The sequence below is a fragment of the Litoreibacter ponti genome (assembly GCF_003054285.1).
Taxonomy (GTDB): Bacteria; Pseudomonadota; Alphaproteobacteria; order Rhodobacterales; family Rhodobacteraceae; genus Litoreibacter; species Litoreibacter ponti.
Genome location: NZ_QBKS01000001.1, coordinates 501256 through 517588 on the forward strand (window position 1 = coordinate 501256; position 16333 = coordinate 517588).

Sequence of the window (16333 nt, forward strand, 5' to 3'; positions counted from 1 at the left end):
GCTTGATTGGACCGGGTGCCGGCCCGCCAAAACGCTGCGCGTTTTCGCTACACCGCACGTGGCGGGTTTTGTTCCAAAACACCGCCATTAATCCTTCAAGCTCTCTTCGCGCAGGCCATCGGCCAGCAGGTTCAGGCCCAGCACGAGGCTCATCAGGGCCACGGCGGGGACGATGGCGGGGTGCGGGAAGACCGACAGCAGGCGGCGGCCCGCGTTGATTGTCGTGCCCCAATCCGGGCTCTCCGAGGACAGGCCGAGGCCAAAGAAGCCCAAGGTGCCCAAAAGGATCGTCGTGTAGCCGATGCGCAGGCAGAAATCGACGATCAGCGGGCCACGGGCGTTGGGCAGGATCTCCCACAGCATGATGTACCACGGGCCTTCGCCGCGGGTCTGACCGGCGGCGACGTAATCGCGCGTCTTGATGTCGAGCACCAGGCCACGCACGATCCTGAACACCGTCGGGCTGTTCACGAAGACCACCGAGACGAACACGATCAGCACGCCGTTTTCGATCGACACGATGCCCAGCGGGTCTGCGTCCCACGCGAGGCCCAGATAGATGTAGCCGCCGATGATGACTGTGAGTGCCACGTACAGGTTGCGCTTGGACGGCTGCGTGAAATAGCGCGACTGCCACAGCACAAGCAAGAACACGATGGGGAACAGGAACAGAATGCCCGCCATTGTCATCGGGAAGGTGGCAGGCCTGCCGAACAGCGAGAAGACCTCGTAGTTGCGGATTTCCGGCGTGACCAAGAGGAAGAACAAAAGGATCACCGGGAAGGCCAGCACGAGGTTGGCGAGGAAGGACAGCACGGTGTCGAGCTTGCCGCCGAAATAACCGGCGGGCAGGCCCAGCGTGATGCCCACCATAAAGGCAAACAGCGTCGCCGCGGGCGCAATGACCAGCACGATCTGCGAGCCTTTCACGACCCGGCTGAACACGTCGCGTGCCAGATTGTCGCCGCCCAACAGGTAATGCGGGTAATCGCCTTCGCCCGCGCCGGTCAGCGGCGTGCCGGGCACCTTGTTCTTCATGCCCGAGACCTGCGTCAGCGGATCGTGGGTCATGATCATGTCAAACGAGACGAAGAGCGCGGTGAACACCCAGAACATCGTGATGAAGAAGCCCACCATGCCGATGGGGCTGTCGAAGAGCTTGCCGTAGAGGCCGAGCTTGCGCTTGTAGGTGATCGACAGCGCGAAGGTGACGATGAGGGCGATCCACACCGGTGTGAATCGCAAGAAGAGTTGGACGATAATCTCGCCCCAGCTGAGCGGGTCCATTTATGAAATCCTGATGCGGGGGTTGAGGAAGACGTAGCCGACGTCAGAGATCAGCTGCGTGACCAGAACCACAAAGACGGCGACCACGGAGCCCCCGAGAAGAAGGTCGATGTCATTGTTCGATGCGGCCTGCACCAGCATCCAGCCGAAGCCCTTGTAGTTGAAAAGCGTCTCGGTGATGACCACGCCGGTCAAAAGGTAGGGGAACTGCAGCATGATGACCGTGAAGGGCGCGATCAGCGCGTTGCGCAGCGCGTGGCGCATCACGATATTGGGGAAGCTCACCCCCTTGAGGCGCGCGGTGCGGATATATTGCGCGGTCATGACCTCGGCCATGGAGGCCCGCGTCATCCGCGCGATGTAGCCCACGCCGTAGAGCGCGATGGTGGCCACCGGCAGGGTGAAATTGGCGAAGGTGATATCGTCCATCGCAGATGTGGACGAGCCCTTGAACCAGCGCAGCCCGAAGGCCGAAGAGGCAAAGACCGCGATAAAGATCACGCCCGAGACATATTCCGGCGTGGCTGAGGACGCGATGGAAAAAGTCGACAGCGACCGGTCGGTGCGCGACCCCTCGCGCATCCCTGCAAGCACCCCGATAATCAGCGCCAGCGGGATCATCACGGCGAAGGCCGCGAGCGCCAGCCAGCCAGTCAGACCCAGCCGCTTGGCGATGATCGAGCCCGCATCCTCCTTGAACACCGAACTGTAGCCCCATTCGCCCTGCAGCACGCCGCAATAGGCGGGCGCGGTCTCGGGCGTGTTGACGCCCTCGCGGATGCACTTGCCGGTGACCTTGCCGTCTTCGTCGGTGAAGACGTGGTTGGGCAGCACCCCCAGCCAGCGGCCGTACTTGACGGGCAGGGGGGCCATGTAGCCCTCGCGGGTCAGGTAGCTGACCACCGCCTCGTCGGACATGCGGAAGTTGCCTTGGGTTTTGGCGAGCTTCTCGAGGTTGGGGTAAAGGTTCGTCATGAAGAACACGATGAAGGTCAGGCAAAAGGCCGTCAGCAACATCACGCCCACACGGCGGAGGATGAACATTCCCATTAGGTGGGTCCCTGTGTGTTGGCCGCCCGGGTTGCGCCCTTTGAGGCGTCTGGAACCGGATCAAGGATGGCTGATCCGGCGGGCTGGCTTGCTTTGATGCAGAAAGGGCCGCTCCGTGTGGGGAGCGGCCCTCGCCGTGGTTTGGTTTAAGCCGCGTAGGCGTACTTATAGATCTGCGGCAGATACGCGATGTGCATATCGGCGCCGACGATGCCCGGCTTCATGTGGCGGTAGAGCGAGCGCCAGTACGGCTGCAGCGTCACGCCCTCGTCGCGCATGATTGTCTGCAGCTTGACCATCACCTCACGACGCTTGTCGTTGTCGGCGATGGAGTTGGCCTCGGCCAGCGCCGCGTCGAACTCGGCATTGGCGAAGGCCGCCTCGTTCCATGCCTCGCCGGAGCGGTAGGCCAGTCCCAGGATCTGCACGCCAAGCGGGCGGTGGTTCCAGTTGGTCGACGAGAAGCCGTACTTGGTCCAGTCGTTCCAGAACGTGGTGCCCGGGATGATCGTCCGCTTGATGTTGAAGCCCGCATCACGCAGCTGTGCGCCCACCGCATCGGTGGTGTTCTTGCGCCAGTCATCGTCGATGGAGATCAGCTCAAACTCGTAATCGGCCATGCCGGCCTCTTCGAGCAGGGTCTTCGCCTTCAGTGGGTCATGCTCGAAACCGGGCACATCCGCGTATTCCGGGTGCATCGGGCCGACATGGGTGTTGTCGGCGACCTGGCCCTGATTGGCATAGCCAAGCTCGAGGCAGACCGCACGGTCCACGGCATAGGCGATGGCCTGACGCACGCGCTTGTCGGCGTATGGTTTCTTGCCGTCGGCGTCTGTGGCCTCCTGGTTGGGGCGGATGACGATCGTCGCGGCCGAGGCCACTTCCGATTTCTCCCAGATGCCATCGAACACGTCGACAAATTCGCCCACGGTTTCGTAAAGCATGTCCACCTCGTCGGCTTCAGCCGCGGCCAGCCAGGCTGCCGGGTCGGTGCCATAGTCGATGAACTCGAAGCGGTCGATATAGGCGCCTTTGCCTGCCTCGTAGCCCCACCAATCGAAGCCCTCGTTGCGCACAACCACGCCTTTGACGCCCACTTCGAGCGACTCGGGCATGTACGGACCGGTGCCAATCGGGTTGGCCAGCATGTCCTCCGGCGTGCCGGTGGCAGAGCTGTGGTAGACAGCGGCCGGATAGTCCGACATGCCCGCGATCAGGGTGATGTCGGGTGCAGGCAGGTTCAGCTTGACGGTGTGGCTGTCCACAACCTCGACCCCGCCTTCGATGGCCTTGTTGGTGTTGGCGTCGACCAGCACCGCAAAGCGGCCAGCCATCGAGTTGCCCTCGACATCCTTGTCACACCATGCGGTGACGATGCGCGCCACGTCTTCGGCGGTGAAGTCGTCGCCGTTGTTCCACTTCACGCCCTTGCGGACATTCAGCGTGTACTCGGTGGCGTTCTCGTTGATCTCCCAGCCTTCCAGCAGCATCGGCTCGAACGTACCGTCGGAGTTGTACTCCACGAGATACTCCAGCCAGCCGGCGGTGAAATAGGCGATCTGGGTCCAGTCGTAGGTGCGCGGGTCCTTCAGCGCGCGGACTTCCATCTGCATGCGCAGCGTGCCGCCTTGCTGGGCGTGGGCCGCAGCCTGTGCGGGCTGTACGCCGCCGATCATCGCGTAGGCGGCCGTGCTGGTCACGCCAAGCATCGTGGCACGGGCCAGGAATTCGCGGCGGTCAAGCTGACCAGCCTTATATTCCTTGGCATACATCTCGGCCGCGTGGTGCACGGGTGCACCGGTTAAAGTGGATTTCGTCATTAGTGTCTCCCTGTAGACGATCATTGTATCGTGCGACTATGCAGGCATCGACATGCCCCCACGGCCCTTGATCTTGTGCGTCAGTGTCTGACTTCCGCGTCCCCCATCCGCATGAGTTGGCATTGCGCAACATTCAAGTCCCCCCGTCAACGGTTTATTCCGTCATCTGGAGGACCAAAAACGACGTCACGATGACGCTTATGGGTGGAGGGTGCAAGTTAACCAAGGGTCAACGCGAGAAATAACCGCGAAAGCCCGTGATATCAGGCAGATCTTCGGGATTTCCGAAAGGCCGAAGGGCTTTGTCCTGTATGCTGCTGAAAAGCCCGGGTAAAATAGGCCGGGCTCGAAAATCCCAGCTTTGAGGCGATGTCCTGCACCGGGCGGTCGGTGTCGCGCAGGGCGGCGCAGGCGGCCTGGATCACACGTTCTTGAAGCAGCGCGGAGGCGGGTTTGCCCACGGCATTCTGGGTCAGGCGTGTGAGATGCGTGGGCGTGACCTGCAGATCGGCGGCGAATTCGCCCAGCGATTTTCCGTCCCGATGCCCGATGCTGACCACATGGCTGAAGCGGCGCAATACGCGGTCGGACTTGCCGGGCTCTTCCTGCGGCTGCTCTGTCAGGGCGCGGTCAAGCCAGACGCCCAGCATCATCACATGGGCCATCACCGCGCGGCGCTGGCCGGGGCGCAGCTCCGACAGCTCTCGCGCCAGCGCGTCGATCAGCCCGGCCGCGTCGCTTTGCATCTGCACCGTCGTGGCCTTCAACAGGGCCGCCCGGCGTGGCAGGCCAAGGCTTTCGTCGCGGGGCAGGGAGACGACCATGCCCTGCGGCGCGGCAAACATCTCGTAGCTGAACAGCGTGTGGGGCGGGATGAAAACGGCCGTGTTCGGCCCGATGCCGCGCATCCGGCAGTCGACCATGATCCGGCCCTGCCCACGGGTGACCCAGAAAAGAATCGGATAATCGAGCGATTGCGCCGCATCCGAGCGCCACGCCTCCGTGCGCTGATGCGTGGCGAGGGTCTCTACCATGGGGAGCGTCTTGGGAGCCATGAAGCCGCGGTATCCTGTCGGTCGAAGTGGGGAGGCGATTGTTCGATTTTGGTGTCACAATACCTACTTAGTGGGTCGCGACACTGTCAAATGTGGAATTGTGGCAACTTTGTGTCAGGCCGTCAGCTGATCGGCGGAAATCTGCGCCCAGTCGCGCATCCGGGCCCGGAACCAGGTGCGCTGGCGCTTGGCATATTGGCGCGAAGCGGTGATCGCGCGGGTCCGGGCCTCTGCCAGCGAAATCTCGCCGTTCAGATACGCCATAAGCTCAGGTCCGCCGATGGCCTTGGCCGAGGGACGCCGGGGGTCCCAGTCGCCGCGCAGGGCGCGGACCTCGTCCAGCGCACCCTGTTCGAGCATCTGATCGAAGCGGCGGGTGATGCGGTCGTTGAGCCAGTCCTTCTCGGAGTTCAGCACGATCCCATGGGCGCGCGTCAGCGGCAGAAGAGGCGGCGGCGTGTCGTCCTGCCACGCGGCGATGCTGCGACCGGTGGCGCGTTGCACCTCCCACGCCCGCTGCACCCGGGCGCGGTTTTGCATGTCGATCCGGGCGAGGGTCTGTACGTCCAGATCATCGCACAAAAGCTCCAGCGGCAGCGCGTCGGCCTCCGCCCGGACCTGCGGCGGGGTAGCCGGGATATCGGCGAGCCCCTCGGTCAATGCGGTGAAATTCAGCCCCGTGCCGCCGACAATGATGGGGCGCGCGTCGCCTTGCAAAAACGGCGCGACGTCACGCAGCCAATGCCCGGTGGAATAGGTGTCGGTATAGGGTATATGACCATAGAGCGCGTGCGGCGCGCGGGCCAGCTCGGACGCGTCGGGGCGGGCGGACAGCACCTGCCAGCAATCGAAAACCTGCAACGCGTCGGCGTTGACGATGATGCCGCCCTGCGCCTCCGCGATAGCCAGGGCGAGCGAGGACTTGCCCGATGCCGTCGGCCCCGCGATCAAAACCGGCGCGTCTTTGGGTATAGTTGCAAGCAATTCCAGCATGTTGCCGCGCGATCTTGATGTGGGTGGCGCAGTTGGTGCGCTTCGCCGTTGAAACCGCCCCGGTTTTCCGACATTTTGCCGACAATTTGCAAGCAGCCAACAGGAGATCCGCCCGATGAGCGATGACACCCCCAAAACCGCCTACAAACGCGTCTTGCTGAAAATCTCCGGCGAGGCGTTGATGGGCGATCAGGGGTTCGGGCTGCATCCGCCGACCGTCGAGCGCATCGCGCGTGAAATCCAGACCGTGCACGAAATGGGCGTCGAGATCTGCATGGTGATTGGCGGCGGCAACATCTTCCGCGGGCTGCAGGGCTCCGCGCAGGGCATGGAGCGGACAACGGCGGATTACATGGGCATGCTCGCCACGGTGATGAACGCGCTCGCCATGCAGGGCGCGCTGGAGGCGCTTGGCATCCACACGCGGGTGATCTCGGCCATCACGATGAACGAGGTGGCAGAGCCCTACATTCGCCGCCGCGCCGTGCGCCACCTGGAAAAGAAGCGGGTCTGCATCTTCGCCGCCGGGACCGGCAATCCATATTTTACCACCGACACCGCGAGCGCGCTGCGCGCCAACGAGATGTCGTGCGAGGCGATCTTCATGGGCAAGAACGGCGTCGACGGGGTCTATGACAAGGACCCGGCCAAGCATGACGACGCAAAACGCTACGACGAGGTGAGCTACGACGACGTGCTGGCCAAGCGGCTGGCGGTCATGGATGCCTCCGCCATCGCGCTGGCGCGCGACAATGACTTGCCGATCATCGTCTTCTCCCTCGACGAGCCCGGCGGCTTCCGCGGCATCCTGGCGGGCGAGGGGACCTACACGAAAGTGCAGGGCTGAGGCGGCTTAGGTCAGCGTAAAGCGGCGGTTTTTCAGGTGCCTGCGCAGCAGACTGCGTTGCGCATGACCGCGCGGCTCGGGTCGGGCGAGCTGTGGCGGCGCGACCGGTGGCACCTTTCCGGGCAAGATATCCGAAACTTGAGGCCCGGGAAAGAAGGTCTCTACCGCGGCGCCATTGGCAAAGACGATCTCGTGGTGCCTGCAGGCAAAATGGACGTAGGTCACCGGCAACACACGCAGCCCGCGCCGCACGCCCGGCCAGTCCAGAAGGCGTTTGGCGGGAACGAAGATCTCGTCGGCCGCAAACATCCGCTTGGCGATTTTCGAGCGTAAACGCACCCGGTGTTGTGGCGATAGCGCCAAGGGCGCGGATGGAATGCCGGGACCAAGTGCGCCCGGCTTGAACAGGATCGGCGCGTGGGGGCCCGCCCAGAACAGCGATCGCACATGCACCCAAGTGATCTCTTGCGGACCGTGATCCTGGGTCAGCACACGCATTCCCGATTTCAGCGTCTCCACGGCGACCTCGCCCGAGGGCGTTGCGATTTGGGTGCCTTCGGCGAAACAGACGATCGACGCGTTGTCGACGGACTCGCTCGTAAAAAAGCCCGCGCCGTTGGTGTTTTGTGCCGATGTCAGCTCTATGGACTGGATGGATGTGTTGTCGAGCGAGTCGGAGTTGCTCAGCGTGGTGCGAAGGAACGTGTCCCCATTGGTCGTCTGGATCACCAGATAATCATCCGTGACCGTGGTACCATCCCCCAGCGTGATGGTTGCGGTGTAGATCATGGACGCATCGACAAAATACGAGGCCGCGCCAGACCCGAGATCGTAGTTGATGAAGTCGTTGGCCGGGTTGTTTTCGTCGTCATAAATGACGCCGTCATCATCCTCGTCAACCTGAGTGATTGTGACAAGGGCGAGGTCATCATGCACGCCAAGCAGCACCGACGGGTTGTCCACGTCGTTGTCTGTTTCGTCAGTGTCGACCAAGGCGAAGTTGCCAAGGTAGATCATTGTGGCGTCGGTGAGAGTGGTCAAAGCACGGCTCTGGGGACAGCGGGATACTCCGGCGACATGGCCACAAGGCCTTGAACACTTGGTAAATGGTCCGCGGCCTTTTTGTTAAAATTGAACGCATTGAGCGTCGCGGACACGGCGTGCGACTATTCGTGCAAACCGAACTGGCCTCACGCCCGAGCTTGCTTTAAATGGAGAGCAACAAAACAAAAAACCGGACGGAAGAAGACCATGTCTGACGACTTTATGCTCGATACCGATGATATTCAGCGCCGCATGGATGGCGCGATGGCCTCCCTGCGGACCGAGTTCGGCAGCTTGCGGACGGGGCGTGCCTCCGGCTCGATGCTGGAGCCGGTGATGGTGGATGCCTATGGGCAGATGACGCCGATCAACCAGGTGGGCACCGTCAACGTGCCCGAGCCGCGCATGGTCACGGTGAACGTCTGGGACAAGGGCCTTGTGGGCAAGGTGGAGAAGGCGATCCGCGAGAGCGGGCTTGGCATCAACCCGCAGCTCAACGGCACGATCATCATGCTGCCGATCCCGGAGCTTAACGAAGAGCGCCGCCGCGAGCTGACCAAGGTCGCCGGGCAATACGCCGAGAACGCGCGCATCTCGATCCGCAACATCCGCCGCGACGCGATGGACCAGATCAAGAAGGCCAAGGCCGACGGCCTGTCCGAGGACGACCAGAAGATCTGGGAAAGCGAGGTCCAGGAGATGATCGACGCGCAGATCAAGGCGGTTGATCAGGCGCTGGAAAACAAGCAAGAAGAAATCATGCAGGTGTAATTTCGCCGCGTTGGATATGGCCGCCTGACAGGGGCGGCCTTTTGCGTTAAAGAAATAAAAAAGAAAAGAATTGAGGGTGCAGCAATGAGCGTCACAGACATCAATCCCGGCGGACCCCGCCATGTGGCCATCATCATGGATGGCAACGGGCGTTGGGCCACGCAGCGTGGACGCCCGCGGCTGTTCGGCCACCAGGCGGGTGCCAAGCGCGTGCGCCAGGCGGTGGAGACCTGCCCGAGCCTCGGCGTTAAATACCTGACAATGTTTGCCTTCTCGACCGAGAACTGGAAGCGCACCCAGTCCGAGGTCTCTGGCCTGATGGCGCTGTTCCGCCGCTATATCCAGCGCGAGGCGAACTACCTGCACCGCCTTGGCACCCGGGTGCGTTTCATCGGCGAGCGCGACAAGCTCGACAAGAAGCTGCAGGCGCTGATGGACTACCTTGAGAAGCTGACCGAGAACAACGACACCACGCATCTGACGATTGCGCTGAACTACGGTGCGCGCGACGAGGTGACCCGCGCGACGCAGCGCCTGGCCGTCGAGATTGCCGAAAAGCGGCTGCGTCCCGATCAGGTGAACTCCGAAGTGCTGGCGTCCTTCCTTGATACCTACATGCTGCCGGACCCCGATCTGGTGATCCGGACCTCGGGCGAGGCGCGCATCTCGAACTTCCTGCTGTGGCAATCGGCCTATGCGGAATACGAGTTCATCGACACCCATTGGCCGGATTTCACCCCCGACGTGTTCGAGGCCGTGGTCAGCCGCTACGGCAGCCGCGATCGTCGTTTTGGGGCCGTCAAGAAGGCCTGATAAAGGCCTCCGCTTGCATCTTTGGGAGGGGATATGAGCGCAACTTCGGAAAAGTTTGCCGATCTCGCCGTGCGGATGAGCTCTGGCGCGGTCATGGCCGTGGTGGGCATCGCCGCCGTCTGGGCGGGGGGCATCTGGTTCATGATCCTGCTGACCGTGATCTGCGCCGCGCTCGTGTGGGAGCTGGTGCGCATGCTGGGCGGCGGCCCGCGCCGCGCCATCACCATGGGCCTGATCGCGGCGGGATCGTTTCTGGCGGTGCGCTTCTTGCCCGAAGGCGTGGGCCTGCCCTTCGTGCTGGCCCCTGCGCTGGCGGGGATAGGTCTGCTGGAGCGCAACCGCACGCTCTACATCGTGTTCTCCGCGCTGATCGTGATCGCCTGCTACGGGTTGGCGGTGCAGCGCGTCGATTTCGGCTTCCAATGGATGCTGTGGCTGGCGCTGGTGGTGATTGCCACCGATGTATTCGGCTATTTTGCGGGCCGTCTGCTGGGCGGGCCGAAATTCTGGCCGCAGGTCAGCCCGAAGAAGACTTGGTCCGGGACCGCGGCAGGTTGGATCGCCGCCGCGGTGGTGGGTGTCTTCTTCATGGGACCCGGCGTGGGCGTGGAAATCATCGGGATTTCCATCGCAATCTCAATGGCTTCGCAGATGGGCGACATCGCGGAGAGCGCGATGAAGCGCAAGATGGGGGTCAAGGACAGCTCGGCCCTGATCCCGGGCCATGGCGGCGTGTTTGACCGCTTTGACGGCATGCTCGGCGCGTCGGTGTTCCTGCTGCTGATCGAGCAGCTTGTGGATTTCCCGCCGGTCCCCCTGTGACGCGCAAGGTCACGATTTTTGGCTCCACCGGCTCGATCGGGGAGAACACGGTCGACCTGATCGCCCGCGCGCCGGAGACATACGATGTGGTCGCCCTGACCGGCGGGCGCAACGTGGCACGACTGGCAGAGCAGGCGCGGGCGCTGAGCGCCGATCTTGCGGTGACGGCGTTTGATGAGTGCTTCGACGATCTGAAAGCGGCGCTGTCCGGCACGGGCATCGAGGTCGCAGCGGGCGCGCAAGCGGTGGAAGAGGCCGCAGATCGGCCCGCGGATTGGGTCATGTCGGCCATCGTCGGCGCGGCGGGGCTGCCGCCCGGCCTGCGCGCGCTGCGGCAGGGCAAGACGCTGGCCTTGGCCAACAAGGAGTCGCTTGTGACTGCGGGGCCGCTGTTGCTGGCCGAAGCAAAACGCCATGGCGCGACGATCCTGCCGGTGGACAGCGAGCATTCGGCCGTCTTCCAGGCGCTGGTGGGCGAGGATATCGCCGCCGTGGAGCGGGTGATCATAACCGCCTCGGGCGGCGCGTTCCGCGACTGGCCGATTGAGGCGCTGGAGCACGCGACGCTGGCCGAGGCCTCGTCCCATCCAAACTGGGACATGGGACAGCGGATCACCATCGACTCGGCGAGCTTGTTTAACAAAGCCATGGAGCTGATTGAAACCAAAGAATTCTTTGGCGTCAGGCCGGATCAGATCGAGGCGGTCGTGCACCCCGAAAGCCTGATCCACGCCTTGGTCGGTTTCAATGACGGCGCGCTGATGGCGCATCTTGGGCCGCCGGATATGCGCCACGCCATAGGCTACGCGCTGCATTGGCCGGACCGGGGCCATGTGCCGGTGGACCGGCTCGATCTTGCGCAGATTGGCTCGCTCAATTTCCGCAAGGCCTGTGCGGATCGCTATCCGGCGTTGCGACTGGCGCGCGACGTGATGGAGACCGGCGGGCTGTCCGGGGCCGCGTTCAATGCGGCCAAGGAGGCGGCGCTTGATGCGTTCATCGCCGAAGAGATCGGCTTTTTGGACATGGCGCGGGTTGTTGACGGGGTTTTGATGCGGCTTCAGGGGCAAAATAGCCTTAGTTGCGACACACTCACCCTTGATAAGGTGCTCGCAGTGGACCATCTCGCCAGACAGGTGGCGCAAGAGGTCGCTCGGGGCCTTGCGCAAGGCTGAGCTGAAAAGACGACGCACGAGAAGGGCAGACGACATGGATATACTCGGGATGATGCCGAGCTTTGGTGGGTTCTTGGGTACGTTAGTGGCGTTCGTCGTGGCCCTGTCGGTGATCGTCGCGATCCATGAATACGGGCATTACATCGTCGGCCGCTGGTGCGGCATCCACGCGGAAGTGTTCTCGCTGGGCTTCGGCCCGGTGATCTACTCGCGCGTCGACAAGCGTGGCACGGTCTGGCAGGTCGCCGCATTGCCCTTTGGCGGTTATGTGAAGTTTCTGGGCGACGCGGACGCGGCGTCTGGTAAGGATGGCGAGACGATCAGCCAGCTGAGCGAGGCCGAACGCAAACGCACGATGCATGGCGCCGACCTGTGGCGCCGCTCGGCCGCCGTTGCGGCAGGACCGGTCTTCAACTTTATCCTTTCCATTCTGGTGTTTACCGGGATTTTCCTGTTTTCCGGCACGACAACCGATGATCCGGTCATCGGCGAGGTTAAGCCGCATCCGGGGCAGGAAGAGCTGTTCGAGCCGGGTGACCGCCTGCTGAGCGTGGCGGGCGTCGAGACCCCCGATCTGGCGGCCTTCTACACGGCGGCGCGCGAAGCCGACCCGGCGCCCAGTGTGAGCTACGAGGTCGAACGCGACGGCGACCGCCTGAGCTTCGACAGCGTGTTTCCGTTTCCGCCGGTGATCGATCAGCTGCAGCCCAAATCCGCGGCGATGGATGGCGGTCTGGAAGTGGGCGACGTGATCACGTCGGTGGACGGGCAGGCGGTCTATGCGCTGAGCGAAGTGCAGGAGCTTGCCCAGTCCAGCGAAGGCGCGCCCTTGGCATTGGAGGTCTGGCGCGACGGCGAAACCTTGCAAAAGACGCTCACGCCGCGCCAGCGCGATCTGCCCACTGGCGACGGGTTCGAGACCCGCTGGTTGATCGGCTTTTCGGGCGGCGCGTTTTTCGAGCCGCCGCGCGTGACGCTCGGGGCCGGAGAGGCGCTTTTGGGCGGCTTGAACCAGACCTGGTTCATCGCGACGTCGAGCCTGTCGGGCATGTGGCACATGATTACCGGCGCGATCAGCTCGTGCAACATCCAAGGGCCCATCGGCATCGCGCAGACCTCGGGCGACATGGCAAGCCAGGGCGTGATGGAGTTCATCTGGTTCATCGCGGTGCTGTCGACCGCCGTGGGGCTGTTGAACCTGTTCCCGATCCCGGTGCTTGATGGCGGGCATCTGGTCTTCCATGCCTACGAGGCCGTCATGGGCAAGCCGCCCAGCGACAAGGCGTTGAATTTTATGATGATGGGCGGCCTGACCTTGCTGCTGTCATTGATGGTCTTCGCCCTGTCAAATGACCTTTTCTGTCCCTGATCTCGCCCCATTCGCGCCACATTTGAGGGCGATATTGGTCCGGTGATTTGAGGGACTGGACCAATGCAACACATCCAAAACAGCTATCAGGGCCTGAGCCTTCTGCTGCGTTTGAACTGGGACCGCCTGTTGTGGCCGGTTGCAGTGGGTGCAGCGCTGTGCACGGCCGGTCTTCTGGCGGGACTGTAAAGGTCGGTAATTTTTCCGACTAAGCGCCTGCAAATCATCGCCGATTTCGGCGCATGTGCTTTTGACAAATCTTGAGACTCGGTCTACACCCGACACATAATATAGCGTGTAAGAGCGGGATCGGGGCAGATGAAGATCGCAAAAGCGGCGCAATACACACGACATTTTCTTAAGATTCAGTGTATTAGAACGGTGCTTATCGCCAGCGCCGCTATTGGCTCTGTGGCAGGCCTCAGCCAGGCCCCGGCCTACGCACAAAGCTTCCCGGTTTCATCGATCGAGATCGAAGGCAATCAGCGCATCGAAGACGCGACGATCCTATCCTTCCTTAATGTCCAGCCCGGCCAGAACGTGGGGGCCGCCCAGCTGAACGACGCGCTGCAGCGATTGCAGCGATCGGGCCTGTTCGAGACGGTCGATATTGTGCCTGCGGGCAACCGCCTTGTGGTCACGGTGAAGGAATTTCCCACGATCAACCGCGTCAACATCGAGGGCAACAAGCGCCTGAAGGACGAAGACCTGCTGCCACTGCTGCAATCGCAGTCGCGCCGGGTCTACAATCCCTCGACGGCGGAAGCCGACGCTGCGCTTCTGGCCGAAGGTTACAATCAGGCAGGCCGTGTGGCGGCGACTGTGACGCCCCGGATCATCCCGCGCTCCAACAACCGCGTCGATCTGGTCTTTGAGATTGCCGAAGGCGATGTGGTCGAGGTCGAGCGCATCAGCTTTGTGGGCAACCGCGCCTATTCTGATCGTCGCTTGCGGCGGGTCATCGGCTCCAAGCAGGCAGGGCTCTTGCGCTCCATCATCCAGTCGGACACGTTTCTTGCCGACCGGATTGCATTTGACCGGCAGCTGCTGCGCGACTTCTACCTGTCGCGCGGATACGTCGATTTTCAGGTCCTGTCCTCCACGCCCGAGCTGACGCGCAACCGCGACGGCTATTTCGTGACCTTCCGGGTGCGCGAAGGGCAGCAATTCACCGTGGGCGAGGTCACGACCTTCTCGGACCTGCCGGAGATCGATATCGATGAGTTTCAGGCCGTTGCACGCTTGAAGCCGGGCCAGACCTACTCGCCGGCCCGTGTCGAGAATACGATCACCCGGATGGAGCGGCTTGCGATCCAGAAGGGTTTCAACTTTATCCGTGTAGAGCCCCGCATCACCCGTAACGAAGCTGATATCAGCCTCGATGTTGAATTCGCCGTCATTCGCGGCCCGCGTGTCTTTGTCGAGCGTATCGATATCGAGGGCAACGCGACGACGCTGGATCGCGTGATCCGCCGCCAGTTCAACACGGTGGAAGGGGATCCCTTCAATCCGCGCGAGATCCGCGACGCGGCCGAGCGCATCCGGGCGCTGAACTACTTCTCCAACGTCGACGTAAACACCCGCGAGGGCAGTGGCCCTGAGCAGGTGGTCGTGGATGTCGATGTTGACGAGACGACAACGGGCTCGCTGGGCTTCGGGGTCAGCTTCAGCGCGGACGCTGGCACCTCGTTCAACGTCAACTTCCTTGAGCGCAACTTCCTAGGGCGCGGGCAGACGCTTGGGTTGTCCTTCGACACCGGATCAGACTCGCAAGACACGAATGTGCGGTTCGTCGAGCCTGCCTTCCTTGGTCGTGATCTGGCCTTGGGGCTGACAGCCTATTACCGCACGACTGATCAAGAATTCTCGGACTACGACACACTGCGTGTGGGGTTCGAGCCGTCCCTGACCTTCCCGGTCAGCGAGAACGGGCGATTGACCCTGAGCTACCAGATTTCGCGGGACTCCATCAAGAACGTGGAGAGCACTGTATCGCCCATTATCAGACGCGACGAGAGCTCGGCCTATACCTCTGCTGTCGGCTATACGTACTCCTACGACACGCGCCGCTCCGGCCTGAACCCGACCAGCGGTGTTCTGCTGCAGTTCGGCCAGAAGATTGCGGGCATCGGTGGCGGCCTGCGTTATGTGCAAACGACCGGCTTGCTGGCAGCGGAAACGCGCGTTGCCCGCGAAGAGGTCAACCTGCGCGCGGAGCTTGAGTTTGGGGCAAATACCCGGCTTGAAGGCAACAGCCGCATCACGGAGCGCTTCTTCCTTGGACCCAGCAAGTTGCGCGGGTTTGAAGGGGCCGGCATCGGCCCCCGCGACCCGAACACCGACGACGCTTTGGGCGGCAACTTCTTTGCGGTCGCGCGGCTGGAGGCCGACTTCCCGCTGGGGTTGCCCGAGGAATACGGCATCCGCGGCGGCGCGTTCTTCGATGTAGGCTCGGTCTGGGGCCTTGACGATGTGAATTGCTCGACCGCGACATCCCCCAATTGCGTGGTCGACGATGGCTTCTCCCTGCGCTCCGTCGTTGGCGTGTCGCTGCTGTGGGACACGCAGTTAGGGCCGCTGCGCTTCAACTTCTCGCGCGCGCTTGTGTCCGAGGATTTCGACAAGGAACAGTCGTTTGACCTGACGGTCTCCACCCGGTTCTAGACCATGTATGGTCGCGGCGCAGCGCTGGTCCTCGCATGCCTCGCCGCGCCCGCGTACGCGCAGCAGCAATCGAGCCCCATCCTGACCCTTGATCAGGATCGGCTCTACACCGCGTCGGCCTTTGGCCAGCGGGTGCAGAGCGACCTGCAGCAGCAATCCCAGGACCTGTCCCAGGAGAACCGGCGCATCGAAGCCGCGTTGGAAACCGAGGAGCTGCGCCTGACCGAAGAGCGGGCGGAGATGGACCCCGAGGCCTTCGCGGCACTGGCGCAAGATTTCGACGAGCGGGTCACGGGTATTCGCCGCGCGCAAGAGGCCAAGGCCGACAACATCCGGCGCGTCGCGGAGCAGGAGCGTGCACGGTTTTTTGAGGCGGCCTTCCCGGTGCTTCTAGAGCTGGTGGAAGAGACCGGCGCGATCGCGATCCTGAACAATGAGGCGGTGATCTTCTCGGTCCGCCAGATCGACATCACGGACGCCGCAATTGCGCGGGTCGACAGCATAATCGGGGCCGCGCCCTTGCCGCCGGATCCGGGGCAGGTGCCACAGCAACGGCCCTCGACCGAGGTTGAGACGGCTCCGTTGCCGGAAGCCGATGCAGAGTCCGATGACCAATGACCGGG

15 protein-coding genes are annotated in these 16333 nt (G+C 62.8%); 9 read left to right on the forward strand and 6 right to left on the reverse strand.

All coding sequences use genetic code 11. The annotated features are described in order from the left end of the window. Positions 1 to 87: 87 nt before the first annotated feature. The 5 genes from C8N43_RS02645 to miaA form a co-directional block, all read right to left on the reverse strand. Positions 88 to 1287, reverse strand: coding sequence for an ABC transporter permease (locus C8N43_RS02645; RefSeq protein WP_107844124.1), 1200 nt, complete (start codon positions 1285 to 1287; stop codon positions 88 to 90). Next, positions 1288 to 2337, reverse strand: a complete 1050-nt coding sequence (locus C8N43_RS02650; RefSeq protein WP_107844125.1) for an ABC transporter permease — start codon at positions 2335 to 2337, stop codon at positions 1288 to 1290. Between the two features lie 146 nt (positions 2338 to 2483). Beyond that, a complete protein-coding gene (locus tag C8N43_RS02655) occupies positions 2484 to 4157 on the reverse strand; it encodes an ABC transporter substrate-binding protein (protein ID WP_107844126.1) in 1674 nt (557 codons plus the stop codon). A 263-nt stretch (positions 4158 to 4420) separates the two neighbouring features. After that, positions 4421 to 5191, reverse strand: coding sequence for an AraC family transcriptional regulator (locus C8N43_RS02660; protein WP_158269897.1), 771 nt, complete (start codon positions 5189 to 5191; stop codon positions 4421 to 4423). 135 nt (positions 5192 to 5326) lie between these two features. Continuing rightward, a complete protein-coding gene (gene miaA, locus C8N43_RS02665) occupies positions 5327 to 6205 on the reverse strand; it encodes a tRNA (adenosine(37)-N6)-dimethylallyltransferase MiaA (RefSeq protein ID WP_107844128.1) in 879 nt (292 codons plus the stop codon). A 115-nt stretch (positions 6206 to 6320) separates the two neighbouring features. Between miaA and pyrH the strand changes: the two genes are divergently transcribed. Then, positions 6321 to 7052, forward strand: a complete 732-nt coding sequence (gene pyrH / locus C8N43_RS02670; protein ID WP_107844129.1) for a UMP kinase — start codon at positions 6321 to 6323, stop codon at positions 7050 to 7052. A gap of 6 nt (positions 7053 to 7058) precedes the next feature. Here the strand turns inward: pyrH and C8N43_RS02675 are convergent, their stop codons facing one another. Continuing rightward, entirely contained in the window at positions 7059 to 8093 is a 1035-nt protein-coding gene (locus C8N43_RS02675) for a Hint domain-containing protein (RefSeq protein WP_146174147.1), read from the reverse strand. Positions 8094 to 8303: 210 nt separating this feature from the next. On the opposite strand from C8N43_RS02675, the gene frr reads away from it, so the two are divergent. The 8 genes from frr to C8N43_RS02710 all read left to right on the forward strand — a co-directional run bounded on the left by frr (position 8304) and on the right by C8N43_RS02710 (position 16328). Beyond that, positions 8304 to 8867, forward strand: a complete 564-nt coding sequence (gene frr, locus C8N43_RS02680; protein WP_107844131.1) for a ribosome recycling factor — start codon at positions 8304 to 8306, stop codon at positions 8865 to 8867. 84 nt (positions 8868 to 8951) lie between these two features. Next, positions 8952 to 9680, forward strand: coding sequence for a polyprenyl diphosphate synthase (gene uppS, locus C8N43_RS02685; protein WP_107844132.1), 729 nt, complete (start codon positions 8952 to 8954; stop codon positions 9678 to 9680). Between the two features lie 33 nt (positions 9681 to 9713). Beyond that, positions 9714 to 10502 (forward strand): phosphatidate cytidylyltransferase, encoded by a 789-nt coding sequence (locus tag C8N43_RS02690; RefSeq protein ID WP_107844133.1) that lies wholly within the window; start codon positions 9714 to 9716, stop codon positions 10500 to 10502. After that, entirely contained in the window at positions 10499 to 11677 is a 1179-nt protein-coding gene (gene dxr, locus C8N43_RS02695) for a 1-deoxy-D-xylulose-5-phosphate reductoisomerase (RefSeq protein ID WP_107844134.1), read from the forward strand. The genes C8N43_RS02690 and dxr overlap by 4 nt, the downstream gene beginning before the upstream one ends. A gap of 34 nt (positions 11678 to 11711) precedes the next feature. Further along, positions 11712 to 13046, forward strand: a complete 1335-nt coding sequence (rseP, locus tag C8N43_RS02700; RefSeq protein ID WP_107844135.1) for an RIP metalloprotease RseP — start codon at positions 11712 to 11714, stop codon at positions 13044 to 13046. Positions 13047 to 13109: 63 nt separating this feature from the next. Beyond that, a complete protein-coding gene (locus tag C8N43_RS19870) occupies positions 13110 to 13235 on the forward strand; it encodes a hypothetical protein (protein ID WP_281257868.1) in 126 nt (41 codons plus the stop codon). Positions 13236 to 13364: 129 nt separating this feature from the next. Continuing rightward, on the forward strand, positions 13365 to 15710 hold the full coding sequence (gene bamA / locus C8N43_RS02705) for an outer membrane protein assembly factor BamA (protein ID WP_107844136.1): 2346 nt from the start codon (positions 13365 to 13367) through the stop codon (positions 15708 to 15710). A gap of 3 nt (positions 15711 to 15713) precedes the next feature. Next, entirely contained in the window at positions 15714 to 16328 is a 615-nt protein-coding gene (locus C8N43_RS02710) for an OmpH/Skp family outer membrane protein (RefSeq protein ID WP_107844137.1), read from the forward strand. The last annotated feature ends 5 nt before the right edge of the window (positions 16329 to 16333 follow it).